General features: G+C 66.3%; 25 protein-coding genes and 1 tRNA gene. 15 read left to right on the top strand and 11 right to left on the bottom strand.

The window, feature by feature from the left end:
• The first annotated feature begins 20 nt into the window (after positions 1-20).
• Positions 21-97 (top strand) — tRNA-Pro (locus Q0996_RS02885).
• 111 nt (positions 98-208) lie between these two features.
• Here the strand turns inward: Q0996_RS02885 and Q0996_RS02880 are convergent.
• Positions 209-646, bottom strand: coding sequence for a pentapeptide repeat-containing protein (locus tag Q0996_RS02880; RefSeq protein ID WP_299615795.1), 438 nt, complete (start codon positions 644-646; stop codon positions 209-211).
• A 500-nt stretch (positions 647-1,146) separates the two neighbouring features.
• Between Q0996_RS02880 and Q0996_RS02875 the strand changes: the two genes are divergently transcribed.
• Complete coding sequence (locus tag Q0996_RS02875) at positions 1,147-1,455, top strand: hypothetical protein (protein ID WP_299615793.1); 309 nt, start codon at positions 1,147-1,149, stop codon at positions 1,453-1,455.
• A gap of 146 nt (positions 1,456-1,601) precedes the next feature.
• Here Q0996_RS02875 and Q0996_RS02870 read toward each other — a convergent pair whose 3' ends face one another.
• The 3 genes from Q0996_RS02870 to Q0996_RS02860 form a co-directional block, all read right to left on the bottom strand.
• Positions 1,602-1,730 carry a type II toxin-antitoxin system RelE/ParE family toxin gene (locus Q0996_RS02870; RefSeq protein WP_299615791.1) on the bottom strand — a complete coding sequence of 43 codons (129 nt, stop codon included), beginning with the start codon at positions 1,728-1,730 and terminating at the stop codon, positions 1,602-1,604.
• Positions 1,731-1,740: 10 nt separating this feature from the next.
• Positions 1,741-2,010, bottom strand: a complete 270-nt coding sequence (locus tag Q0996_RS02865; RefSeq protein ID WP_299615789.1) for a type II toxin-antitoxin system ParD family antitoxin — start codon at positions 2,008-2,010, stop codon at positions 1,741-1,743.
• 191 nt (positions 2,011-2,201) lie between these two features.
• Complete coding sequence (locus Q0996_RS02860) at positions 2,202-3,224, bottom strand: polyprenyl synthetase family protein (protein WP_299615787.1); 1,023 nt, start codon at positions 3,222-3,224, stop codon at positions 2,202-2,204.
• A gap of 178 nt (positions 3,225-3,402) precedes the next feature.
• On the opposite strand from Q0996_RS02860, the gene Q0996_RS02855 reads away from it, so the two are divergent.
• The 4 genes from Q0996_RS02855 to Q0996_RS02840 all read left to right on the top strand — a co-directional run bounded on the left by Q0996_RS02855 (position 3,403) and on the right by Q0996_RS02840 (position 5,665).
• Positions 3,403-3,618: a DUF2007 domain-containing protein gene (locus Q0996_RS02855; protein ID WP_299615785.1), complete on the top strand. Its 216-nt coding sequence runs from the start codon at positions 3,403-3,405 to the stop codon at positions 3,616-3,618.
• Positions 3,615-4,361, top strand: a complete 747-nt coding sequence (locus tag Q0996_RS02850; RefSeq protein WP_299615783.1) for a tRNA1(Val) (adenine(37)-N6)-methyltransferase — start codon at positions 3,615-3,617, stop codon at positions 4,359-4,361. Before Q0996_RS02855 ends, Q0996_RS02850 begins: the two co-directional genes overlap by 4 nt.
• Positions 4,362-4,427: 66 nt before the next feature.
• A complete protein-coding gene (locus Q0996_RS02845) occupies positions 4,428-5,318 on the top strand; it encodes a S49 family peptidase (protein WP_299615781.1) in 891 nt (296 codons plus the stop codon).
• Positions 5,319-5,398: 80 nt separating this feature from the next.
• Positions 5,399-5,665 carry a hypothetical protein gene (locus Q0996_RS02840; protein ID WP_299615780.1) on the top strand — a complete coding sequence of 89 codons (267 nt, stop codon included), beginning with the start codon at positions 5,399-5,401 and terminating at the stop codon, positions 5,663-5,665.
• Positions 5,666-5,719: 54 nt separating this feature from the next.
• On the opposite strand, the gene Q0996_RS02835 is transcribed toward Q0996_RS02840, so the two are convergent.
• The 3 genes from Q0996_RS02835 to Q0996_RS02825 form a co-directional block, all read right to left on the bottom strand.
• A complete protein-coding gene (locus Q0996_RS02835) occupies positions 5,720-6,331 on the bottom strand; it encodes a LysE family translocator (RefSeq protein ID WP_299615778.1) in 612 nt (203 codons plus the stop codon).
• Between the two features lie 246 nt (positions 6,332-6,577).
• Entirely contained in the window at positions 6,578-7,579 is a 1,002-nt protein-coding gene (locus Q0996_RS02830) for an NAD(P)-dependent oxidoreductase (protein ID WP_299615776.1), read from the bottom strand.
• Positions 7,576-8,076 (bottom strand): Rrf2 family transcriptional regulator, encoded by a 501-nt coding sequence (locus Q0996_RS02825; protein ID WP_299615774.1) that lies wholly within the window; start codon positions 8,074-8,076, stop codon positions 7,576-7,578. The genes Q0996_RS02830 and Q0996_RS02825 overlap by 4 nt, the downstream gene beginning before the upstream one ends.
• Before the next feature lie 171 nt (positions 8,077-8,247).
• On the opposite strand from Q0996_RS02825, the gene Q0996_RS02820 reads away from it, so the two are divergent.
• The 5 genes from Q0996_RS02820 (at position 8,248) to Q0996_RS02800 (ending at position 15,208) form a co-directional block, all read left to right on the top strand.
• Positions 8,248-8,727: a GNAT family N-acetyltransferase gene (locus tag Q0996_RS02820; RefSeq protein ID WP_299615772.1), complete on the top strand. Its 480-nt coding sequence runs from the start codon at positions 8,248-8,250 to the stop codon at positions 8,725-8,727.
• A 112-nt stretch (positions 8,728-8,839) separates the two neighbouring features.
• Entirely contained in the window at positions 8,840-9,751 is a 912-nt protein-coding gene (locus tag Q0996_RS02815; protein ID WP_322096629.1) for a glycine--tRNA ligase subunit alpha, read from the top strand.
• Positions 9,751-11,997: a glycine--tRNA ligase subunit beta gene (glyS, locus tag Q0996_RS02810; RefSeq protein WP_299615768.1), complete on the top strand. Its 2,247-nt coding sequence runs from the start codon at positions 9,751-9,753 to the stop codon at positions 11,995-11,997. Before Q0996_RS02815 ends, glyS begins: the two co-directional genes overlap by 1 nt.
• A gap of 187 nt (positions 11,998-12,184) precedes the next feature.
• Positions 12,185-14,854 (top strand): pyruvate, phosphate dikinase, encoded by a 2,670-nt coding sequence (gene ppdK / locus Q0996_RS02805; protein ID WP_299615766.1) that lies wholly within the window; start codon positions 12,185-12,187, stop codon positions 14,852-14,854.
• A gap of 114 nt (positions 14,855-14,968) precedes the next feature.
• Positions 14,969-15,208, top strand: a complete 240-nt coding sequence (locus Q0996_RS02800) for a hypothetical protein (protein ID WP_299615764.1) — start codon at positions 14,969-14,971, stop codon at positions 15,206-15,208.
• Positions 15,209-15,379: 171 nt separating this feature from the next.
• On the opposite strand, the gene Q0996_RS02795 is transcribed toward Q0996_RS02800, so the two are convergent.
• Together Q0996_RS02795 and Q0996_RS02790 are read right to left on the bottom strand one after the other, a co-directional pair.
• Positions 15,380-16,636, bottom strand: a complete 1,257-nt coding sequence (locus Q0996_RS02795; protein WP_299615762.1) for a S8 family peptidase — start codon at positions 16,634-16,636, stop codon at positions 15,380-15,382.
• A gap of 666 nt (positions 16,637-17,302) precedes the next feature.
• Entirely contained in the window at positions 17,303-17,527 is a 225-nt protein-coding gene (locus Q0996_RS02790) for a hypothetical protein (protein WP_299615760.1), read from the bottom strand.
• Positions 17,528-17,682: 155 nt separating this feature from the next.
• Here Q0996_RS02790 and Q0996_RS02785 point away from each other — a divergent pair, with 155 nt between their 5' ends.
• The 3 genes from Q0996_RS02785 to Q0996_RS02775 all read left to right on the top strand — a co-directional run bounded on the left by Q0996_RS02785 (position 17,683) and on the right by Q0996_RS02775 (position 20,148).
• The gene (locus Q0996_RS02785; RefSeq protein ID WP_299615797.1) at positions 17,683-18,570 is read left to right on the top strand and encodes a DUF3630 family protein; all 888 of its coding nucleotides are present in this window, start codon (positions 17,683-17,685) and stop codon (positions 18,568-18,570) included.
• Positions 18,571-18,719: 149 nt separating this feature from the next.
• Positions 18,720-19,658, top strand: coding sequence for a methylmalonyl Co-A mutase-associated GTPase MeaB (gene meaB / locus Q0996_RS02780; protein WP_299615758.1), 939 nt, complete (start codon positions 18,720-18,722; stop codon positions 19,656-19,658).
• A 94-nt stretch (positions 19,659-19,752) separates the two neighbouring features.
• On the top strand, positions 19,753-20,148 hold the full coding sequence (locus Q0996_RS02775) for a GNAT family N-acetyltransferase (protein ID WP_299615756.1): 396 nt from the start codon (positions 19,753-19,755) through the stop codon (positions 20,146-20,148).
• A 24-nt stretch (positions 20,149-20,172) separates the two neighbouring features.
• Here Q0996_RS02775 and Q0996_RS02770 read toward each other — a convergent pair whose 3' ends face one another.
• Entirely contained in the window at positions 20,173-21,078 is a 906-nt protein-coding gene (locus tag Q0996_RS02770) for a folate-binding protein YgfZ (protein ID WP_299615754.1), read from the bottom strand.
• A gap of 171 nt (positions 21,079-21,249) precedes the next feature.
• Here Q0996_RS02770 and Q0996_RS02765 point away from each other — a divergent pair, with 171 nt between their 5' ends.
• A complete protein-coding gene (locus tag Q0996_RS02765; RefSeq protein WP_299615752.1) occupies positions 21,250-22,224 on the top strand; it encodes a glycosyltransferase family 9 protein in 975 nt (324 codons plus the stop codon).
• Here the strand turns inward: Q0996_RS02765 and Q0996_RS02760 are convergent.
• Positions 22,177-22,516 (bottom strand): glycosyltransferase family 9 protein (locus tag Q0996_RS02760; RefSeq protein WP_299615750.1); only part of this gene is annotated, 340 nt, incomplete at its 5' end. The two genes, Q0996_RS02765 and Q0996_RS02760, sit on opposite strands and share 48 nt — an antisense overlap.

The raw sequence follows: 22,516 nt of genomic DNA, 5'->3' as shown, positions 1-22,516 counted from the left end.
ATCGCTATAACGCGCCGCGCCGGGGAGTAGCTCAGCCTGGTAGAGCACTACGTTCGGGACGTAGGGGCCGGAGGTTCGAATCCTCTCTCCCCGACCAATCATCGCAAGTCATCGACCGATTGGTCCGGCACGCCTCCAGATATCGATGCTGGTTTCCCGCCGCCTTCGAAAACGCGAGGGGGCCGGCCCCGTCACTGCACCTCGCTCTCTAATGCCGTTTGCGCTTGGCCATCAACCGGTCGAGGATGCGCGTGTCGATCTTGGTGGGCAGGCCAGAGCGCGGGCTTTCCCCGAGTTCCGCGCTGCCCAGCCGGGCGCCGGTCAGGCTGGCGTCCGCCAGATCGGCGCCGCGCAGGTCGGCCCGGTTGAAGTCGGATTGCGAGAGGTCCGCGCCGCTGAGATTGGCGTCGTCGAGGCGGCTGTTGCGAAAGCGGCAACCGGCGAGGGTGGCCTTCTCGAGCTTGGCATCGGAAAGGTCGGTTTCCGAGAAATCGCACTCAATGATGTCGGCCCCGCTCAGATCGATGCCCTTGAGATCCAGCCCGGACAGATCGCAGCGCAAGAGCACGACACGGCGTCCGTCGCGGGCGCCCTGACGATAGCGCAGGTGGTTCGAATGCAGCTTTTCAAGCTGCCGGCGGCTCACCCGGCGTCCGTTTAGGACCTTTTGCGGCGGGCGATCTCGGGTCAGTAACTCCGGAAACCCTGACATTGCGTCCTCCCTCTCCCGAGCCCCTGAAAGGGCCGAAAAAAATGGGGGTCGAGTAATTTCGACCCCCGAGATTGGAACGTGCGACAAAGGCCATAATCGTTCGAGAGACTAAGATGCGATGCGAAGTATTCAGATCAGGAGTTCAATGAATACAGTCTCTGTATGAACGATGCACAGAGGATACGATATGAAGTCGTTTCTGTCAATATACAATCGCACAATTCTTCAATTCATTCTGCAATAGCAATTATTTGGCTCACTGAGTAGGGCAATATATCCTATTAGTTCCACAATCTCCAAATATCACTCCATAAATAGGGCAATATAGCCAGTTTGATTTTCGCAGACGGGCAATATGCCCGAGTCTGGCCTTGTGTTTTCGGACGATTTGTCCTAGAAAGTCGAGGCCGACGGACAAAGTGGGGGAGAGTGCCATGGTGGACAGCCCGGAAGGCCCGGAAACCAGCGAAATCGGGACGGCGCCGGGCGGCCCCGAACGGCCGGAGAGACCGATGCCGGCCGACGAACTGGGAAGGCTCTGCACCCGGCTCTACGGCACCCGTCGCTGGCAGACCGCATTGGCCCGGGAACTGCGGGTCAACGACCGGACGGTCCGGCGCTGGGCGTCCGGTCGGACGGCCGTCCCCCACCCGGTTGCGCTCTGCATCCGCCTCATGGCCTTTCTGGACGAGTTGAGCTGGCTCGGGGAGTGGCGCCAGCTTATGGAGGAAGAGGAGATCTAGGTTGGTGCCTACCAAAGAGCCCCGGACGTGTCCTGCCTTCCCAGGATCCGCATGATTTCCACGCAATCGTCTTCGATGCGGTAGTAGATGGCATGCACGCCGCAGACAGCCCGTCTGTATCCCTCGCGGATGTGGTCGATGGCAGGTTACAGAAAGGGGCTTTCCGCGATCTGGTCGAACCGCGCGAAGAGGTCCGAATAGTAGCGGTCCGCCTGCTTTTCGCCATACTCCAGGAAGCCGTACCTGTAAATCTGCCGAAGGTCGGCTTTCGCCATACGAGCGAGCCTATACCTCACCCTCTTTCCTCAATTCCGCTTTGATCTCGGCCAGGATCTCTTCGGCGGATTGCTTTGTGAAGCCCTCGTTCTCCGCCTCCAGAAGCTTGGCGCGGATGGCCTCGATTGCGGCGGGCGTGTCCTCTTCGCGCATCTGGCGCTCGCGGATCAGGGCGCGCACCACCTCGCTCTCGTTGCCGTAGTGCCCCGCCTCGATCTGGGCCCTTATCCAGTCGTTCTGCCGATCGGTGACCGAGATGCTCTTTTTGACGATAGCCATAATTGCTCCAAAACAGTTAGTATTACTACTGAGTAGTATATGTTATCCTTTCATGGGTTTCAAACTCGGTGACCCGTGGGGTGCCGGCGGCCTTCAGCGCCAGCAGCCTTCACAATTGTCCGGAGATAAGTGGGCCTCGGCGCATGCAAGACCGAGGGGTGCGGGCCGGTGCCGCCGAGCCCTGGAAGAGCCTAGTACGCGCGCTCCACGCAGAACTCCGCCACCTCGCAGAGCGCGGCCTTGGCCGGCCCGTCGGCGAAGGGGGCCAGGGCGTCGCGGGCCGAGGCCGCATAGTCGCGCGCCCGGGCCATGGTCTCGGCGAGGGTGCCGTGACGCTGCAGCAGGGCGATGGCGGTGTCGAGGTCGCCGTCCTGGTGGTCCTGGTCTTCCAGACAGCGGCGCCAGAATGCCTTTTCGCCCTCGTCGGCGCGGCGCAGCGCCAGCACCACCGGCAGGGTGATCTTGCCGTCGCGGAAGTCGTCGCCCACGGACTTGCCCAGCTCCGCCTGCAGGGCCGAGTAATCGAGCACGTCATCGACAAGCTGAAAGGCAATGCCGAGATCCCGGCCGTAGCGCTCCACCGCCAGCTCCTCGGCTTCCGGCCGCTCGGCAACCACGGCTCCGACGCGGCAGGCAGCGGCGAAGAGGGCGGCGGTCTTGGCCTCGACCACCTGCATGTAGGCGGACTCCTCGGAGCTTGTGTCGTTGGCGGTCATCAACTGCAGCACCTCGCCCTCGGCGATGACGGCAGCGGCATTGGAGAGAATGCGCAGCACATCGAGACTGCCGTCGGCGACCATAAGCTGAAAGGCGCGGCTGAACAGGAAGTCGCCCACCAGCACGCTGGGCTTGTTGCCCCAGACGGCGTTGGCGGTGGCCAGGCCGCGGCGCATGTTACTGGTATCGACAACGTCGTCGTGCAGCAGGGTGGCGGTGTGAATGAACTCCACCGAGGCTGCCAGGCCCTGGTGGCGCGTGCCCCTGTAGCCGCAGAGCCTGGCGGCGGCCAGAGTCAGCATCGGCCGCAAGCGCTTGCCGCCGGCGGCGACGATATGGCCGGCCAGCTGCGGGATCAGGGCGACGGGCGAATCCATATGGGCGACGATCAGCCGGTTCACGGCCTGCAAATCGTCGTCCACCAATCTCGCCAGGGCTTCGAGGCCGGTCTTCTGGGGGCCCCTCTCCTGCTTGTCGACTTCGGCGACTAGCGCCACAGCGATCCTCTCACGCTCATCCGTCCCATGTCAGGCATCCCGTTTGAGGGGCCCGGCCGGGCTGCCCCTTGTTTTGCCCGGCGCTTGTTTTTGGGCTCTCAAGGCAGCATAGGTTGAACCGCAGAGCGGTCAAGTCCGATGCCCCATAGTGCGACGAAAGGCGCTATAAGACCGAGCCATGAAGGAACTGCTGCGGACCAACGACATGGTTAAGCTCTCCTGGCTGGAGGCGCTGCTGGCCGATGCCGGGATCGACACCCTGGTGCTCGACCAGCATACCTCCGTGCTCGAGGGCTCGATCGGGATCCTGCCCCGGCGCCTGGTGGTTGACGACAAGGACTATCTGCGGGCCAGAGAGGTGATGCTGGAGGCGGGCGAGGAACTCGCCCCGTGACCGTTGAGACGGCGCTGACCGAAGACAGCCTGCTGGACGGACGCATCCGGCTGCGCCAACCGGCCGCCGGCTATCGCGCGGCGATCGATCCGGTGCTGCTGGCGGCGGCGGCGCCGGCGGCATCGGGCGATCTGGTGGCGGACCTGGGCTGCGGCGTGGCCTCGGCCAGCCTCTGCCTCCTGCAGCGGGTGCCGGAGGTGCGGGTCATGGGCCTGGAGTTGCAGGCCGATCTCGCCGCCCTGGCGCAGCAGAATGCCCGCCTGAACGGCGTCGAAGACCGCCTCTCGATCGTCTCCGGCGACGTCGCCGCACCGCCGGCGGGGCTCGCCGCCGGCAGCTTCGACCAGGTCATGATGAACCCGCCCTATCTCGATCCCTCGGCGACCAGGCCCGTTGAGGACAAGGCACGCCGCATCGCCACGGTTGAAGGCGAGGCGGGGCTTGCGGTCTGGATGGATTGCGCCCTCACGCTGCTGCGCCCGAGGGCTTGTCTGACCCTGATCCATCGCTGCGAGCGCCTGGACGAGATCCTGGCCTATCTCTCCCCGGATTGGGGACAGGTGTCGGTCTTCCCTCTCTGGCCCCATGCCGGGCAGGCCGCGAAGCGGGTCATCGTCCAGGCCCGCAAGGGGACCGGGGCGGGCCTGCGCTTGCTTCCGGGGCTGGTTTTGCATGACGCGGACGGCGCCTACACCGAGGCCACCGATGCGGTCCTGCGCGCGCCAGGGACGCTTGCTCTGTGAGCGGCGCTGTGCACCCGCGTTCTGCCGCTGTTTGGAAACTGGCCCGTTAGGCCTTATGATTCCCCCATGGCGTTTCGAACCATCGTCGGCATCCTGACCTTCCGCTGGCTGCGCCCGCGCCGGCCGGAGGTCGCGGTCCTGCGCCTGGCCGGCGTGATCGGCGGTTTCGGGCCCCTGCGCAGCGGCATGAGCCTGGCGAGCATGGAACCGCTCATCGAGCGGGCCTTCGCCTTACCGCGGCTCAGCGCCGTGGCCCTGGTCATCAACTCGCCCGGCGGCTCCCCGGCCCAGTCGGCGCTGATCGCCAAGCGAATCCGCGACCTGGCCCGCGAGAAGGAAGTACCGGTCCTGGCCTTTTGCGAGGACGTGGCGGCCTCCGGCGGCTACTGGCTGGCCTGCGCCGCCGACGAGATCTTCGTCCAGCCGACCTCCATCGTGGGATCCATCGGGGTCATCACCTCGGGCTTCGGCTTTGTCGAACTGCTGGAGAAGGTCGGGGTCGAGCGCCGCGTCTATACCGCCGGCGAGCGCAAGGCGACGCTGGACCCCTTCCGCCCGGAAGATCCGCAGGAGGTGGGCCGGCTCAAGGAGATGCAGGGGGCGCTGCACGAGGTCTTCAAGTCTATGGTGCGCGACCGCCGCGGCCACCGCTTGAACGCAGAGGAAGAGCTGCTGTTCAGCGGCGAGTTCTGGGACGGCCTGAAAGCCGTGGACCTGGGCCTCGCCGATGCCGAGGGCGACCTGCGCCAGGTGATGCGCGACCGCTTCGGCAAGCGGGTCCGATTGCACAGGATCCAGGGGCCGAAACGCCTGCTGCGCCGTCTCGGCCTCGGGCGCGGCGGCAGCGCCGAGGGGCATGCGCCCCGGCAAGGCGGCCTGCCGGGCCCGCAGGACTGGGCCGCCGGACTGATTGCCGCAGTGGAGGAGCGGGCCCAGTGGTCGCGCTTCGGTCTCTAGGCTCTTGCAGGTTTTGGCGGGTCCCACCCGCTCGCGACGCGTGACTTGACCCTGGGGGCGCCGCGCCGCTTAATGCCGCCATGTTCGGACTGCCCTCCATTCAGAAGCTGATCGTCCTGGGGCTGGCCATTGCCGTGGTCTGGTACGGCTTCAAGTTCCTCGGGCGCCTGCAGCAGCAGCGCAAGACCGAAGCGAAGCTGCGCGAGGCCGAGGCGCGGGGCGGCAAGAAGGTGTCGGAGCCGCCGCCCGCCTCAGCGGGCGATACGGTGGCCGATCTCGTACCCTGTCCGTCCTGCGGCGCCTATATCCAGGCCGGCACGAAATGCAGCTGCGGACGCCAGAACTGATCTCCCGGTTTCTTTCGGGTCGTTGACTTAGCGCCGCCCTCAGCGGTGCCGGGATCAGCGTTCGGTGAGAGCCAAGCGAACTCCCAGCCCGGCCAGGGCGAGTGCGAAGCCGCGGCGCAGCCCGGTCATCACCCCGGGGCGCCCCACCACATAGCTGCGCGCATAGGCGGCGGCCAAGCCGTAGCCGGCGAAGACCACCAGGGTCATGGCCATGAAGGCGAGGGCCAGACCCACCATCTGTGCCGTCGGGTGGGCGCTGCCGGCCTCGACAAACTGCGGCAGGAAGGCGACGAAGAAGATCGAGAGCTTCGGGTTCAGAAGATTGACCGCGATCGCCCGGCGCAGGATGCGGAACATGCCGCCCGCCGGGGCTGTGCCCTCCACGGGCATCGCGCCGCCTTCGCGCCAGGCGCACCAGGCCAGATAGAGCAGATAGGCGACCCCCAGGTATTTCAGAACCTGAAAGGCGAGGGCGCTGGTGTGGACGATGGCCGCCAGCCCCAGGATCGACGCCGCGATGTGGGGCAGGATACCCAGGGTGCAGCCCACGGCGGCATAAATGCCGGCCCGCGAGCCTTGCCCCAGGGCCACGGCCAGGGTGTAGATCACACCGGTGCCCGGTGCGAGCACGATGATGAGCGAGGTCAGAAGGAACTCCGGCGTCATGACCCTTCCCGCTTTCTGGTTCGCACCTTCAGAGTCTGCTCCAAAATGATGCCTTGTCCGTCAGAAGATTTCTGCCCTTCGGCCTCCCAGACCGTCATTGCCGGACTTGTTCCGACAATCCATCGAGGTCCGGATCTCGATCTTTGCATGGACCCCCAAAGAGGCAATGGGGGACAAGCCCGAGGGTGACGATATGGATACCGTTGGTAGGCCACTGAGATCAAATGGTCCATTTCGAATCAGGCTCTAAGGATGGTTTGGGTGCGGGTCCGTCGACGCGCGACGATTTTCTGCCTGCAGGTCCCGATCCGGCCCGGTGGCGCAGGCGGCGTTCATGCGCAGCCAGCCGGCCCTTTGGTCGGGCACGGACGGCCGCCATCCCGTTGCCTTGCGGAAACGGGTGTTGCTGACCCTTTGGCTGCGGGCCAGCAGGCCGCGGGTCTCCGCGGGCAGGGCGCTTCTCAACAGCCAGCGCGGCAGCGGGAACAGTCGGCGGCGGCCGGTGGCCGCGGCCAGCGCGGCCCTGAGTTCGCGCTGGGTGCTCGGCTCGTCCTCGACCACGTCGAAGAGGCCCGAGGGCGCACGGTCCAGGGCGGCCACCACCGCCTCGGCGGCATCGTCGATCCAGATGAAGGACTTGTAGGCGCCCGCCGCGGCGACCGGCATGGCCAGGCCCTTGCGGGCCATGTCCAGGGTCTGCCGGCTGAGCGGGGAGGCGGGACCGTAGAAGGCGCCGAAGCGCAGCACTACGCCGCGCCGCTCTGGCGCAGTTGCCGCAAAGCGCGCCACATCAGCTTCGGCATCCAGGGTCGACTGCAGGTTCGAGGCGGCGTCCACGGCGGCTGACGTGGCGTCGATCCATTGGTCGCCGTGGTCAGCGTAGACGAAGGTCACGCTGGGATAGACGATGCTGCGCAGGCCCTCGACCTGCGCGGCCGCCTCCACCAGGGCATGCGTGCCGTCGCGGCGGATGCGGTCGTTCTCGTCCCAGGCGCCGGGTTCTTTCATCTGCGCCGCGTCGGGGATCTTGGTGGCCAGGTGGAGCAGCGACTCGCAGTCCTGCATGGCCCGCGCCATGGACCCGGCATCGAAGAGCTCCGCCTCCACGGGCGTGGCGCCGAGCTTGGCCAATAGGGTGTGGTTCTCGGGCGAACGGCAGAGCGCTCTGACCTCCCGACCGGCGGCGCGCAGCAGACGCACCACCGGGCGGCCCAGGACGCCGGTGGCGCCGGTGACGAAGACGGTCATGATCTTGGCATCCTCATGTTCTGGCCGATCCAGTCCTGCATGCGGGCGAGGCGCTTCTTGTCCGCGGCCGCCAGGAAGGACTCGCCGATCTGATTGAGGGTTTCGCGGGCAAGGGCCTGCCGGTAGGCCGCTTCAGCGCGCAGCATGGCGGTGTTAATCCCGCAGGGCCGCGGGTAGGCGCCCTTGCCCTCGGCGCAGGGCCCCCGGCGCCGGATTTCGGTGCAGCGGAACGCCGGTTCCCGGCCTTCGACCGCGTCCACGATATCCAGCAGCGAGACCTCGTCGGGCCTGCGGGCCAGCCGGTAGCCGCCCCGCGGCCCGGTGACGGACTGCAGAATGCCCTCAGCCGCCAGGACCTTCAGGTGCTTCAGCAGATAGCTCTCCGGCACGCCGTGGAACGCGGCCAGGGCCCGGCCCGAGAGCGTACCCTCCGGCGGCAGCGCCGCCAGCAGCAGCGCGCAGTGTATGGCCCACTCGACCCCGTCGCTCAGCTTCATGATGCACCTCTAATTATGGATAAATAATATCCAGGATATGGACTGTCCAGATATTTTGGTTTCACTTGCATGAAGGTTTTGCGGCCTTCGGCCGCGGGCAGCCGTTGATGGTTTGCGCAGGCAGCGCTTGGCCTTAGGCTCCAGCCGCGACGGATCATGTGAGTTGGAACGATGCACCAGGATGACAGCGCAGCGGCATTCGAGCCGGCACCGCCGGAAGAGCGCGACCAGATCGAGCGGCTGTTTCGCCGGGCCTTTGCGGCCTACGTCGGCAGGCTCGGCCGGGTCCAGAGCGATGATGCCTACGACTGGCTCGAGGCTGCCATCGAACGCGGCGACGTCTTCGTCGCGCGGCAGGCCGGGGCTCTCGTCGGTGCGGTCGCCACGAGCCACCGGGAGGGCGACCTGTACATCGATCAGGTCGCCGTCGATCCGGAGCGCCAGGGCGCCGGGATCGGCAGTTGGCTGCTGGACAGCACGGAACGGGTTGCCCGCTCCCGCCGCACCAAGGCGCTTTGCCTGCATACCGCGGAGATGATGGACGACCTGCTGCGCTTGTATCGCCGCCACGGCTTCGAGGAGGTCCGCCGCGGCCTGCCGGACCACGGCAAGGATGCCCACGTCAGGGTCTTCATGCGCAAGGCGCTGTGATTGGCCCGGGGCCGTTCCGCTGCTTGATTCACTTTGGGGGCCTCGCTAAGGTTCGCCGGCCTTGTTACCGCGGTGCAGCATCATGGACCGCCCGGAAGCCGTCCTGACCACCATGCCACACGCCGATCCGGAAACCTGTTTCCAACGTCTGATCCTGCGTCTGCAGGATTTCTGGGCCCGCCAGGGCTGCGTCATTCTGCAGCCTTATGACCTGGAGGTGGGGGCCGGGACCTTTCATCCGGCGACCACCCTGCGGGCGCTCGGCCCCGGCACGTGGAAGGCGGCCTACGTGCAGCCCTCCCGCCGGCCCACCGACGGGCGCTACGGCGAGAACCCCAACCGCCTGCAGCACTATTACCAGTTCCAGGTGATCCTGAAGCCTTCCCCGGAGAACAGCCAGGACCTCTATCTGGACTCCCTGCGGGCGCTGGGCATCGACCCCCTGGCCCACGACATACGCTTCGTCGAGGATGACTGGGAGAGCCCGACCCTGGGCGCCTGGGGCCTGGGCTGGGAGGTCTGGTGCGACGGCATGGAGGTCAGCCAGTTCACCTATTTCCAGCAGGTCGGCGGCATCGACTGCAATCCGGTCTCTACTGAGCTGACCTACGGTCTGGAGCGCCTGATCATGTACGTTCAGGGCGTGGAGAACGTCTACGACCTGGACTGGGACGGCGTGCCCAAGGATCAGGGCGGCAAGACCTACGGCGACGTCTTCCTGCAGGCCGAGCAGGAATTCTCGGAATTCAATTTCGAGGCGGCGACCACCGACATCCTGTTCCAGCACTTCAAGGACGCCGAAGCCGAGTGCCGCGCGGTTCTCGGACACGGCGAGCGGGCCGGGCGACCCATGCCGCTGCCCGCCTATGACCAGTGCATGAAGGCGAGCCACGTCTTCAATCTGCTGGACGCCCGCGGGGTGATCTCGGTCACCGAGCGCCAGGCCTACATCGGCCGCGTGCGTGAGCTTGCCAAGGCCTGCTGCGAGGCCTGGGTGGCGACGCAAACCAGCGGGGCGGGCTGATGGCCGAACTGCTGGTCGAGCTGTTCTCCGAAGAGATCCCGGCGCGCATGCAGGCCCGCGCCGCGGAGGACCTGAAGCGCCTGGTGATCCAGGGGCTGAAGGAGGCGAACCTCGCCTTCGAAAGCGCCGCCGCCTATGCGACGCCGCGGCGCCTGGCCCTGGTGGTCGAGGGCCTGCCGCAGCAGCAGCCGGACCTCTCGGAAGAGAAGAAGGGTCCCAAGGTGGGTGCGCCGGAACAGGCGCTGAACGGTTTCATGAAGGCCAACGGCCTGGACAGCATCGATCAGGCTGAGGTGCGGGAGACACCGAAGGGCAATTTCTATTTCGCCGTCCGCCATGCCGCCGGCCGGTCCAGCGCCGAGGTGCTGCCGGAGGTGCTGAGCAAGGCCTTCGGCGATCTGCCCTGGCCCAAGTCCATGCGCTGGGGCTCCGACAGCCGGCGCTGGGTGCGCCCGCTGCACGGCATCCTGGCGGTCTTCGATGGGCAGGGACTAACGGGCACCTTCGAAATGAGTCCAGATCGGGAGATTGTTTTCGGTATCTTTACACAAGGGCATCGCTTTCTTGCAAAGCAAGTGATTGATGGTGGAGGTATCGGCGATCAACTCGAAAGAACCCATCTGAGGCGCGATGGCGGAGACGTAAGGATTTTCACAGAGTCCGTAGATCTGAAGACCATCACCCCTGAGTCATTGAAGGTTTCGTTTACAGTCAATTGCTTTGAAGACTATCGAAACAAGCTACGCATAACCAAGGTAATGCTGGACCCGGCGGAGCGCCGGTCGATCATCGTCAAGCAATGCCAAGAGCTGGCCGGCGCCGAGGGCGTGAGCCTCAAGGACGATCCCGGCCTGCTGGACGAGGTGACCGGCCTGGTGGAATGGCCGCAGGTGCTGATGGGCCGCATCGACAAAGGCTTCATGGATCTGCCGGCGGAGGTGCTCTCCACAACCATGCGCAGCCACCAGAAGTACTTCTCCACGGAGAATGCGGACGGCGGCCTCGCCGAACGCTTCCTGCTGGTCTCCAACATGGACGCGCCGCCGGGCGGCGATCTCGCCAAGACCATCGTTGCCGGCAACGAGCGGGTGCTGCGCGCGCGTCTCGCCGATGCGCGCTTCTTCTGGGACCAGGACCGCCAGCAGCCGCTCTCGGCGCGGGTGCCGGCGCTGGAAGAGATCGTCTTTCACGCCAAGCTCGGCACGGTGGCGGAGAAGGTCTCCCGCCTGCAGAGCCTGGCCGTGGCCATCAGCGCGCATGTGCCGAGCGCCGACCGCGATCAGGTGCGCTCCGCCGCGCGCCTGTGCAAGGCCGATCTTGTCACCGGCATGGTGGGGGAGTTCCCGGAGCTGCAGGGCATCATGGGCCGCTACTACGCCCTCAACGACGGGGAGGCCCCGGCGGTGGCAGAGGCCGTGGCGGAACACTACGCGCCCCTCGGCCCCAACGATGCCTGCCCCTCGGCGCCGGTCAGCGTCTGCGTTGCTCTCGCCGACAAGATCGACACCCTGGTCGGCTTCTGGGCCATCGACGAGAAGCCGACGGGTTCTAAGGACCCCTATGCACTGCGCCGCGCTGCCCTGGGTGTCATCCGCCTGATCGTCGAGAACAAGTTGCGTCTGCCTTTGGCGCGGATCTTTGCGACAGCGCAAGCGGAATACCCGCGTCTCGCTGCGACATCGGTGGTCGACGACCTTCTCGACTTCTTCGGCGAACGCTTGAAGGTCGTTTTGCGCGACCAAGGTGTGCGCCACGATCTCATCGCGTCGGTGTTCGCTGCCACGAAACGAGAACAGGCCGATCTCAACGGCGGTTCCGGCGAAGTGGACCTAGTGCGACTTCTTGGCCGCGTAAGTGCGTTAGATCAATTCCTCGACACCGAGGATGGCAGTAGTCTGCTGATCGCATTTCGACGCGCCGCGAACATCGTTCGCATTGAGGAGAAGAAGGACAAGGCGGTTTTCGACGGGGGGGCAAGTCCAGCGCGCTTCCAGCAGCAAGAAGAGGAGGCGCTCTACTTCGCACTGGGCACGATGGTCAAGGAAACCAAAGCTTGCATAGATGAGGAGAGGTTCGTCGAGGCGATGACGGCCATGGCCCGCCTGCGCCAGCCGGTCGACGCCTTCTTCGACGAAGTGACCGTCAACGTGGACGATGCTGAGCTCAGGGAAAACCGCCTGCGGCTCTTGAAGCAGATCGACCATAGCTTTGCAGATGTAGCGGACTTCTCGAAGATCGAGGGCTGAAACGTCTTTCGGGAACAGGTTTTGGGTACTGCTGCGACTGCTCACTTGTCACCCTCGGGCTTGACCCGAGGGTCAATCGTGCCGCCCGCGCCAGGCGTCGACATGGATCTCGGGTCGAGTTCGAGCATGACGGCGGAGGAGTTGAGGGCGATCCGGTGCAACTTTTCATGAGGATGGAAAGCAGACGATGAGCAAATGGGTTTACAGCTTCGGCGGCGGCAACGCCGAGGGCCGGGCCGACATGAAGTCACTTCTGGGCGGCAAGGGGGCCAACCTGGCGGAGATGTCCGCCATCGGCCTGCCGGTGCCGCCGGGCTTCACCATCACCACCGAGGTCTGCACCTATTTCTACGACAACGATCGCAGCTATCCCGACGATCTCGAAGCGCAGATGACGTCGGCCCTGGCGCAGATCGAGGATTTGGTGGGCGCGAAGTTCGGCGACCCGGAGAATCCCCTGCTGATCTCCGTGCGCTCCGGCGCCCGCGCCTCCATGCCCGGCATGATGGACACAGTGCTGAACCTGGGGCTGAACGACGAAACGGTGGAGGGTCTGGCGAAGAACGCCGGCGACCGCCGCTTCGCCTACGACAGCTACCGCCGCTTCATCCAGATGTTCAGCGACGTGGTGCTGGGTGTCGACCATCATAACTTCGAGGAAATCCTCGATCTGGCCAAGGAAGACCGCGGCTACATGCTGGACACCGAACTGACGGCCGAGGACTGGGCCCAGGTGATCGACGACTACAAGGCCAAGGTGCTGGAACAGACCGGCGAGCCTTTTCCGCAGACCCCCAAGGACCAGGCCTGGGCCTCGGTGGGCGCGGTCTTCGGCTCCTGGATGAACCAGCGCGCCATCACCTACCGCCGCCTGCACGACATCCCCGCCGACTGGGGGACCGCCGTCAACCTGCAGGCCATGGTGTTCGGCAACATGGGCGAGGACTGCGCCACCGGCGTCGCTTTCACCCGCAACCCCTCCACCGGCGAGAACGCCTTCTACGGCGAATACCTGGTGAACGCCCAGGGCGAGGACGTGGTGGCCGGCATCCGCACGCCGCAGAACCTGACCGTCCACGGCAAGGAGATGAACGGCTCCAAGCTGCCGGCCATGGAAGAGGTGATGCCGGAGGTCTTCGGCCAGTTGAACGACGTGCGCCTGACCCTGGAAAAGCACTACAAGGAGATGCAGGACATCGAGTTCACGGTGCAGCGCGGCACCCTCTACATGCTGCAGACCCGCAACGGCAAGCGCACCGCCCCGGCGGCCATCAAGATCGCCGCCGACATGGTGGCAGAGGGTCTGATCGGCGAGACCGAGGCCCTGCGGCGCATCGATCCCAACGCCCTCGACCAGCTTCTCCATCCGACCCTCGACCCCCAGGCCGAGCGCAATGTCATCGCCCGAGGCCTGCCGGCCTCGCCGGGCGCGGCCTCCGGCAAGATCGTCTTCACCGCCGACAAGGCCGAGGCGCAGGCCGCCGAGGGCGAAACGGTGGTGCTCTGCCGCACCGAGACCTCGCCGGAGGATATCCACGGCATGCATGCCGCCGCCGGCATCCTCACCACCCGCGGCGGCATGACCAGCCACGCTGCGGTGGTCGCCCGCGGCATGGGCCGGGCCTGTGTCGCCGGCGCCGGCGAGCTGCGCATCGACCACAAGAGCGGCGTCATGCGGGTGCGCGACCTGGAGCTCCGGGAGGGCGACCTCATCACCCTCGACGGCTCCACCGGGGAGGTCATGGCCGGCGCGGTGGCGACGGTGCAGCCGGAACTCTCCGGCGACTTCGCCACCATCATGGAGTGGGCGGACAAGCACCGCACCCTGGGGGTGCGGGTCAACTGCGACACGCCGCAGGAGGCCGAAGTTGCCGTGAAGTTCGGCTGCGAGGGCATCGGTCTCTGCCGCACCGAGCATATGTTCTTCGATGCCCAGCGTATCATCGCCATGCGGGAGATGATCCTGGCGGACTCCAGCGAGCAGCGCCGCCGCGCCCTGGACAAGCTGCTGCCCTTCCAGCGCGACGACTTCATTGCCCTCTTCAAGGAGATGGCCGGCCGCCCGGTGACCATCCGCCTGCTGGACCCGCCGCTGCACGAATTCCTGCCCCATGAGGACGCGGCAGTGGCCGAGGTCGCCGAAGCCTCCGGCATGGCGGAGGACCAGGTGCGCGCCCGGGCCCTCAAGCTGGCGGAAAGCAACCCCATGCTGGGCCATCGGGGCTGCCGCCTAGGCATCACCTACCCCGAGATCTACGAGATGCAGGCCCGGGCCATCTTCGAAGCCGTGGCGGCGGTTGAGAAGGAGACCGGCAAGACCGTGGTCCCGGAGGTGATGATCCCATTGGTCTCCGTCGAGCAGGAGTTCACGGCGATGCGCCGGCTGGTCGACGAAGTGGCGGCCAAGGTGCGAGAGGCCGAGGGCGTCGAGATCCAGTACCTGGTGGGCACCATGATCGAGCTGCCGCGTGCCTGCCTGCGCGCCGCGCAGATCGCCGAGGAGGCGGAGTTCTTTTCCTTCGGCACCAACGACCTGACCCAGACCGCCTTCGGGCTGTCGCGCGACGACGCCGGCAGCTTCCTGGGCGCTTACGAGCAGGGCGGCGTGATCGAGCAGGACCCCTTCATCTCCCTGGACACCGAAGGGGTGGGCGAGCTGATGCGCATGGGTGCGGATCGCGGGCGCCAGACGCGCCCGGACATCAAGCTCGGCATCTGCGGCGAGCACGGCGGCGATCCCGCCTCCATCGCCTTCTGCCAGACGGTGCCGCTGGACTACGTCTCCTGCTCGCCCTACCGCGTGCCCATCGCCCGCCTGGCCGCCGCCCAGGCCGCGCTGAACCGGAAGAACGCCTGAACATCGAACATCCGGGGGCGCGTGTTTTGCACACGCGCCCCGGGCCGGATGCGCTAGACTGCTGGGCAACCAGCAGTTCTCCGGCTTTGTCCGGTTTCCCGACGAGGTAGCGAGATGACTCAGATAGAGGCCAGTCTTCTGGCGCAATCGAAGCAGAAACCCGATGATGTGCTTGCCGTTGTCGTCACGGTGAACGAACAGTTCGATGCCTCCGAGGCCGCCGGCCTTGGCCTCAAGGAGATTGAGGCCAAGCAAATCTATTCCGGCGCGCTCTCGGGCCAGAGCATCCTGTCACTGGGCGAACGCAAGGGAGTGCTGGCGATCGAGCCGGATTTCGACGTCTCGATCGCCTAGAGCGGATCATGTTTAGACGGAAACACCTTCGTGTTTGCGTCTAAACATGTGAATCCGCTCTACACTCAAGAAATAGAGCAGATTCACCTGGTTCGATGGATCGCTCCCGCGATTCCATCGAACCAGGATCTGCTCTAGCGCGTTTGCGACTTACGTCAAATCGGGTCCGGCTTACGGCGGCCCGAAGACTGCGGCCTCGCAGTCCAACAGGCCGTTGCCGTATTTGGGATCGTTGCCTGGCGCGCCCAGGTCGGTGGCCGTGGCATTCAGCCGGTTGCGGATGCGCACCGGCGGCCAACTCGGATGCAGTTGCTTCAGCAAGGCCGCGGCTCCGGCGACATGGGGGCAGGCCATGCTGGTGCCGGACATCAGCCGATGACCGCCGCCGACCCGGGTCGAGTTGATCCGGGAGCCCGGCGCGACGATCTCGACGTTGGACTGCGGTCCCAGAGAGCTTCCCCAGGAGGAAAAGTCCGAGAGTTGCCGCCGATGGTCGACCGAGCCGACGGCCATGAAGCCCGGGCAGCGCGCCGGCTGTCCGACCCAGTGGTTAACCTCGCGCCCGGCATTGCCGGCGGCAGCGACGATGATGCAGCCGCTGTCGATCAGTGTTTGGGCGGCCGCCTGAAAGGCTACGGAGCAAGGCGCATTCTCGGAAGCGACGTCGATGCCGAGGCTCATGGAGGCGACGTCCATGCCGTTCTGCCGGGCCCATCCCATGCCGGCAATGACCCAGGACAGCATCCCGGACCCAAGGCCGGTGAGCACCTTGACCGCATAGAGGTGGCAGGCCGGCGCAACACCGATGAAGCCGCGGCTCTGCCGCCCGCCGGCGATGCCCGCGCAGTGGGTGCCGTGACCGTGATCGTCGTTCCAGTAGCCGACGCCGGAAACGAAGGAGGCGCCGTCGTAGACCGACAGGTCGGGGTGGTCGTCGTCGATGCCGGTGTCGATGATGGCGACCTTGACGTCGTGTCCCCTGGTTCTGCGCCACACCCGGTCGGCCTTGACCATGCTGACGTTCCAGGGCGTGGGCAGGACGAAAGGCGGGCTGCTCGCGGCGGCGGGCGCAGCGCCGCCATCGCTTTGCTGCTGTGCCTCCTCGGGCTCATGTTGGTCCAGATCCTCGTAGCGCTCCGCCGCAGATAGCGCGTGGACCTCGACATCTTCCTCCACGGCAAGGACGCCAGGGTCATCCTCCAGCTTCTTGACCTGGGAGTCGGTGAGGGTCGCGGTGCCGCAACCGATGCCTTCGAAGACCAGTACGTCTTTTTCGTACTCGTCGAAGGGCTGCGCCGCGGCAAAGGCCGCAATGCCATCCCGCACGGCGCTCGCCTTTGTGGAGATGGCTCTCGCCATCACCGTGCTGGCGGCTTTGACATCCGTATCAAGGTCTGAATAGGTGATGATGTATTGCTTCTTGGCCATCTCGTTCCTCGTCCGTCGTCTGGGTCGCGATCTGGCAGGGCGGGATCAGGCAATCGAAGCGCACAGCCGGTTCGTCGGGCGAACCGCCAGGGGTGCGGGAGTTCGGCACCGGTGGCGAATCGCCGGCTGCGAAATCGGCTTACTGCGGTGAAAGACCCGCACTCGATACCCGAGGGTGCCTGCACCCAATCAGGTGCGTCTGCCACGAAAACTCAGTGCAACAAAGATGCTTGCATCGACTGCTTAGCTAAGGTCCGGAGCATACTACTTTGAGGCGTGTCGCGCCATGGAACTGCGCGCCATTGCCACTTAATTCCCACGGTCATAGCCCAAGTGGAGAACCGGTCAGCCGAATGGGCTTTGCCGGGTGGAGAAGCCTGGTGGGTCGCCGACCGGGCACGCGGAATCTATCAGCGGGTTGGGTCGGCGCGGTTTGTCGAAGACGCGCCGGACGAGGAAGAATGGGGTCAGCCGAGGCTAGGCGGGTGTGGTGTCCTACCCGCGGCGGTAGGCGCGGAGAGGATGGGGCCGGCCGGTCCGCCGTCCCGGGCGGAAGGCGATGCGGCGGTGGCTGGCCGGCTCGAAGGGATCGCGCGCCTGGCAGCGACGGGCCTGGGGCTTTACGCGCTTGCGGGGTGTGGAGGGACGCAGCATTGGACCAGCCCCCTAGAGGTCTTCCGCCAGGGTCTTGGTGTTGGTCTCGGCGAGATGGATGGCGTCGGTCAGGAGCTGGGCGATCTCCAGGTTGTTCTCCAGAACCGTCTTGGCCTCGGGCCGGGGGTCCTCGCCATAGCTGGCCATGCGCACCAGCACTTCGGCGCGGATCTCCGCCAACAGGTCCTCGCTGCGCTGGCCGCTGGGATTGTCGGCCGATACCAGATGCTTGCTCATCGGGCTCTGTCTCTCCGTGAGGTCGTCTCGCAGCCGGCAGTATTGGCGGAAAGTGCTTAACAAGGGTTAACGGCGGGCGACGAAGACGCTTCCACCGCCTCCGAGATTCTCAACCTGTGGTACAATGGCTGGGAGGAGAACAGGCGGGATTGAACGTGGTTCTGGAAGCGAGACAGAACGGCATCCTTTGGCGCATAGCGCGGCTGCCCGCAGGCTTGGTGTTCGCCGTACTGTTCTTGACGCTTGTCTTCACGGTTTACATCGATGAGGTCGTCCTTCTACCGGAGCCCAGCCTTCTAGGAACCTATCCGATCCTACTCACCGCAGTTTGGCTGAGTTATCCGCTTTTCGTCATTCTCCTCGCGTCCGGTCGCTTTGCATCGAGATCACAGAAGAGGTTCAAACTGCCCGTCGCCGCATTTTTTGCGGTTCAGGCGTTTCTCATCTTTCCAACCATTGTTGGCCCCGCCACTGCGAGAGCGTTTGAAGCTGGTGATCTGGCGGTCCTGGTTCCCTTTTGGGCGCTTTGGTTGGCTGCTGCTGGTGGTCTCCTCTATCTTTTGTTTGCCGCCTCTTTCGCTCTGGTGAAAGCAGAGAGGGGGCGTCGCGGCGGTGGGTTGCAGATCTTTGGCGCCTTTCTGCTCTTCGGGTATGGACCTTTCTTTGGTTGGTTTTTTTTGCACCGCCGTGTCTGGCGCTTGGTGACAACCTTCGAGACGCTCGATCCGGTTGCGATTGAACTGCCGATGGAGAAGCTGACCCTCGATAAGGATGCTTCTGGCCACCTCGCACTGGTTCTGACCGAGCGCGTCGGCTGGGACGACTTCGAAGCCTACGCGAGCGAGGTGCTGCGCCGTCTCGATGCTCGCGTGTCGGAAAAGGCGAGCACAGTCGACATGCACCTCTGGGAGGCTCAGGTTGAATCTGTCCCGTTGCGACTGGTGTACGAGGACTTTCTCAACCGGGTAAGCTTGGAATCAGACTCGTATCCCGGGGACATGCTTCTCAAGACGCTGCAGACAAGGTTGAGGCCTGTGTCCTGAAAAAACGCACCTGTGCCTCCGGCAGGTGATCGGGCTGAGGACGATCAAGCTTTGGTTAACGCTTGATCCAAGGCCCATCCGGCGGCGGCACGGCACGCAGGCGCTTCTTCGCCCTTGACCGCGTCGCCGCAACGCGGCCAACTAGTCACATGACCATCGGGCACACCATGACCCTGAAGGAGCTGGTTGCCGGCGGCAAGGCCGCCATGGCAGAGGCTCTGGCGGTGCTGGAATCGGCGCCGGAGGCAACCGACACCGTGGCCCTGCTGGATGCCGCCTATGGCGCGCCCAAGGGCCATGTGATCGGGGTGACGGGCCCGCCGGGGGTCGGCAAGTCGACCCTGCTGGGGGCCTTGATCCCGGAGCTGCGCCAGGCCGGGCGCAGCGTCGGCGTGATCGCCGTCGATCCTTCCTCCCGGCGCAGCGGCGGGGCTCTTCTGGGCGACCGCCTGCGGCTGATGACCGATCCGGAGGACAGCGGTGTTTTCGTGCGCTCCATGGCGGCGCGGGACCGGCTCGGCGGCCTGGCCGAGCTCACGGTCGCCGGCATGCTGCTGATGCGCGCGGTCTACGACGTGGTGCTGATCGAAACCGTCGGCGTCGGCCAGTCGGAGACCGACGTCGCCTGGGTCGCCGATACCGTGGTCTTCTGCGTCCAGCCGGGCTCCGGCGATTCGCTGCAGTTCATGAAGGCCGGGATCATGGAGATCCCCGACCTGGCGGTGGTCACCAAAGCCGACATGGAGGCCGCGCAGCGCACCCAGGCCGATTTGCGCGCCGCGCTCACCCACCAGCGCCGCGGCGGCGGCTGGAAGGTGCCGATCCTGGCCCTGGCCGCCCAACGCGGCGAGGGCATCGCACCGCTGGTGGCGGCCATCGACCGCCACGCCACCTGGCTGGCCGAGGCCGGGCGCCTGGAACAGCGCCGCCACGTGAATGCGCGGATCTGGTTCGCCGAGGCCCTGCGCACCCGCTTCGGCCGCGAGGGGGTGAAGCGGGCCGAGATCATCGGCTGCCGCCTCAACCTCGACCGCGGCGATTCCCCCTACGAACGCCTCTCCGACCTCTCCGCCGCCATCGCGGATTAGGACAACAAGGCGGGCAGAGGCCGCAGCATGATTCCCGCTGGCTTGTCGGTTCATGCCAAAATCGAATGACAGCTTCACGATCTCGGAAGACGGCATGAGTGTCGCCGAAACCGTCGAGACCGAGCTTCTGAAAGCACTGCATGCGGCCCAGCCGCAGGCTGAGAACGCCAGCTTTGTCCTTGCGGCGCGCGATCCGCAGGGCGCGCTGGTGGGTGGCCTCACCGGGACTACGTCCTATGGCTGGCTGCTGGTGAAGACGCTTTGGGTCGATGAGACGCAGAGAGGACAAGGCCTTGGCCGTGCCCTGATGGACCGGGCGGAAGAACGGGCGCGGCAAGCCCGCTGTCACGGCGCCTGGCTCGACACCTCAAACCCCGATGCGATGGCGTTCTACGCCCGCTTGGGCTACGAGCTTTTCGGCGAGCTGGCTAATACGAATGGACAACAGCCGACCGGCCATCGCCGCTGGTTCATGAGAAAGACGCTCTGAGACGGCGAGGCGCGCGGTCTCGTCTCAGAACTCGGCCCAATCCGGTTTGTGCGCCGTAACCTCGGCCTCACCGGCCATCAGCGGGGTCTGGTCGCGGTCGCCCAGGGCGTCGAGGCGCAGCAGGGCGAGGCCCAGGGCCTTGCCGTCGGCCGCGACCACCGAGTGCAGCACCCCGGCGGCCTTGCCGTCGCGGGTGATGGCGGTGCCGCTTTCGGGCAGGGGCCCGGCGATCTCCACCGGCAGCAGGCGCTTCTTGATGAGGGCGCGGTACTTGGTGCGCGCCGTCAGTTCCTGGCCCATGAAGCAGCCCTTGTCCCAGTCCACACCATGAAGCTCGTCGAAGCCGTTCTCCAGCAGGATCGACCGCTCGATCTCCAGATCGCGGCTACCGTCCGGGGCGCCGGCGGCAATGCGCGGGAGGTCGTAGTCCTCCAAGGTGCCTGCCTCGAAGCCGGCGGCGGCCAGGGCCTCGGCGGCGGTGTCGCGCGGCAGGAAGGCGCGGGCGCCGAGCCGCGGCAGGCGCGGGTCGACGAAGGCGAGCCCGCCGCCGAAGGGAACCGTCGCACCGGCTTCCTCCGGCAGGCCGAGGCGCGCCAGCGCACCCTCGCCGATCAGCGCCGCCACCAGCAGCGCCTCAGAGGCGTTTTCGACGGTGACCTGGGAGCGCAGCTTGTAGAGCTTCAGCCGGCGCGCCAGGTCGGTGCTGCGCTCGGCTTCGCAGTCCAGCAACAGGCTGTCGCCCTCCGCCGCCAGAAAGAACTCATGCAGGAACTTGCCCTGGGGCGTCAGGAAGGCGGCCCAGAGCGTTTGGTCCGCCGAGGCCCGGGTCACGTCGTTGGAGACGATGCCTTGGAGGAATTCGATGCGGTCGGCCCCGCCGACCCGCAGCAGGCCGCGGTACTCCAGGACGACCGCCTTGGCTGCGCTCATGGACTTTGCACCCCTTTCCCGAAATCTCACCGCATAGAGGTGGCATTGCCGGCGCTGAGACTCAAGGGGGCAGGTGATGGATCCAGAGGGACGGGCTTTGCCAAGGCAGGCCGGCGCCTCTATAAGCGGCGCGGAGAAAGCGATCCCGGAAAGGCGACACGATCCAGCGCCATGCGCCTGCTGTTCATCACCGCAACCCGCATCGGCGACGCCGTGCTGTCGACCGGTCTGCTGGCCCAACTGCTGGCGGAGAACCCGGGGGCCCGGGTCACCGTCGCCGTGGGCCGGATCTCCGCACCGCTCTTCGCCGCCGTGCCGGGCCTGGACCGGGTGATCGCCGTCGACAAGCAGCCCTACGGCGCCCATTGGCTGGGGCTCTGGGGCAAGGCGGCGCTGACCCGCTGGGACGTGGCGGTCGACCTGCGCGGTTCGGCCACCGCCTACCTGCTGTGGGCGGGACGCCGTCTGGTCGTCGGCAAGCGCCGGCCGGGCCGCCATAGGGTCGAGGAACTGGGGGACCTCTTGAACCTCGCGCCGCCGCCGGCGCCGACGGTCTGGCTGTCGGATGCGGCGCGCCAGCGCGCGGCAACGCTGGTGCCGCCAGGCGGGCCGGTTCTAGCGGCGGCGCCAGCCGCCAACTGGCTCGGCAAGCAATGGCCGGCCGAACGCTTCGCCGCGCTGGCGGATCGGCTGACCGCTCCCGGCGGCCCGCTCGCCGGCGCGCGGATCGCCGTCTTCGCCGCGCCCCACGAGCGCGCCCAGGCCGCACCGCTGCTCACCATGGCCGGGGAGCGGGGGCTCGACCTGATCGGCTGCGGCGACCTGCTGGACGTGGCCGCCTGCCTGCAGCGCTGCGATCTCTTCATCGGCAACGACTCCGGCCTCATGCATCTGGCCGCCGCGGCAGGCATGCCGACCCTCGGGCTCTTCGGGCCCAGCCCCGAGGACCGCTACCGCCCCTGGGGGGCGCGGGCGGCCTATGTCCGCACGCAGGAGAGTTTCGAAGCGTTGACCGGCGCGCCGGACTTCGACCCCAAGACCTGCGGCTGCCTGATGGACGGTCTGACCGTTGAACGGGCCGAAGCCGCGGCGGTGGCGCTATGGCTGCGGCAGGGCGGCGATCACCGCCTCCAGGGGGAGGTCTGACAGCGCCGGGCGCTGCAGGGTGGTGACGCTGGGGCCGCGCGGGGCCACCTTGGCCGGGTCGGAGTCCCGGGAATAGAGCACCAGCGAGGGCGCGCCGGCAGCGGCGATCAGATGCATCGGTCCGGTGTCGTTGCCGACGGCGAGGCGCGCGCCGCGGCCGAGGGCGGCCAGGGCCGGCAGGTCGGTGCGGCCGCAGAGATCGCGTGATCCGGGCGCGGCGTCGGCGATCTCCGCGATCTCCCGGCGTTCCGCCTCAGCACCGAGCAGCAGGGGTGTTACGTCCCCTTCCAGC

The organism is Pelagibius sp., assembly GCF_028289705.1.
Lineage (GTDB): Bacteria > Pseudomonadota > Alphaproteobacteria > Kiloniellales > Kiloniellaceae > Pelagibius.
This window is presented reverse-complemented; position numbering and strand designations above follow the sequence as displayed.

What these genes read in the sequence shown, in the direction of transcription:
- Q0996_RS02875 (WP_299615793.1), top strand. Translation starts at nt 1,147, where the DNA reads ATGGTGGACAGCCCGGAAGGCCCGGAAACCAGCGAAATCGGGACGGCG.
- Q0996_RS02870 (WP_299615791.1), bottom strand. Translation starts at nt 1,730, where the DNA reads ATGGCGAAAGCCGACCTTCGGCAGATTTACAGGTACGGCTTCCTGGAG.
- Q0996_RS02865 (WP_299615789.1), bottom strand. Translation starts at nt 2,010, where the DNA reads ATGGCTATCGTCAAAAAGAGCATCTCGGTCACCGATCGGCAGAACGAC.
- Q0996_RS02855 (WP_299615785.1), top strand. Translation starts at nt 3,403, where the DNA reads ATGAAGGAACTGCTGCGGACCAACGACATGGTTAAGCTCTCCTGGCTG.
- Q0996_RS02845 (WP_299615781.1), top strand. Translation starts at nt 4,428, where the DNA reads ATGGCGTTTCGAACCATCGTCGGCATCCTGACCTTCCGCTGGCTGCGC.
- Q0996_RS02840 (WP_299615780.1), top strand. Translation starts at nt 5,399, where the DNA reads ATGTTCGGACTGCCCTCCATTCAGAAGCTGATCGTCCTGGGGCTGGCC.
- Q0996_RS02835 (WP_299615778.1), bottom strand. Translation starts at nt 6,331, where the DNA reads ATGACGCCGGAGTTCCTTCTGACCTCGCTCATCATCGTGCTCGCACCG.
- Q0996_RS02830 (WP_299615776.1), bottom strand. Translation starts at nt 7,579, where the DNA reads ATGACCGTCTTCGTCACCGGCGCCACCGGCGTCCTGGGCCGCCCGGTG.
- Q0996_RS02825 (WP_299615774.1), bottom strand. Translation starts at nt 8,076, where the DNA reads ATGAAGCTGAGCGACGGGGTCGAGTGGGCCATACACTGCGCGCTGCTG.
- Q0996_RS02820 (WP_299615772.1), top strand. Translation starts at nt 8,248, where the DNA reads ATGCACCAGGATGACAGCGCAGCGGCATTCGAGCCGGCACCGCCGGAA.
- Q0996_RS02815 (WP_322096629.1), top strand. Translation starts at nt 8,840, where the DNA reads ATGCCACACGCCGATCCGGAAACCTGTTTCCAACGTCTGATCCTGCGT.
- glyS (WP_299615768.1), top strand. Translation starts at nt 9,751, where the DNA reads ATGGCCGAACTGCTGGTCGAGCTGTTCTCCGAAGAGATCCCGGCGCGC.
- ppdK (WP_299615766.1), top strand. Translation starts at nt 12,185, where the DNA reads ATGAGCAAATGGGTTTACAGCTTCGGCGGCGGCAACGCCGAGGGCCGG.
- Q0996_RS02800 (WP_299615764.1), top strand. Translation starts at nt 14,969, where the DNA reads ATGACTCAGATAGAGGCCAGTCTTCTGGCGCAATCGAAGCAGAAACCC.
- Q0996_RS02795 (WP_299615762.1), bottom strand. Translation starts at nt 16,636, where the DNA reads ATGGCCAAGAAGCAATACATCATCACCTATTCAGACCTTGATACGGAT.
- Q0996_RS02790 (WP_299615760.1), bottom strand. Translation starts at nt 17,527, where the DNA reads ATGAGCAAGCATCTGGTATCGGCCGACAATCCCAGCGGCCAGCGCAGC.
- meaB (WP_299615758.1), top strand. Translation starts at nt 18,720, where the DNA reads ATGACCATCGGGCACACCATGACCCTGAAGGAGCTGGTTGCCGGCGGC.
- Q0996_RS02775 (WP_299615756.1), top strand. Translation starts at nt 19,753, where the DNA reads ATGAGTGTCGCCGAAACCGTCGAGACCGAGCTTCTGAAAGCACTGCAT.
- Q0996_RS02770 (WP_299615754.1), bottom strand. Translation starts at nt 21,078, where the DNA reads ATGAGCGCAGCCAAGGCGGTCGTCCTGGAGTACCGCGGCCTGCTGCGG.
- Q0996_RS02765 (WP_299615752.1), top strand. Translation starts at nt 21,250, where the DNA reads ATGCGCCTGCTGTTCATCACCGCAACCCGCATCGGCGACGCCGTGCTG.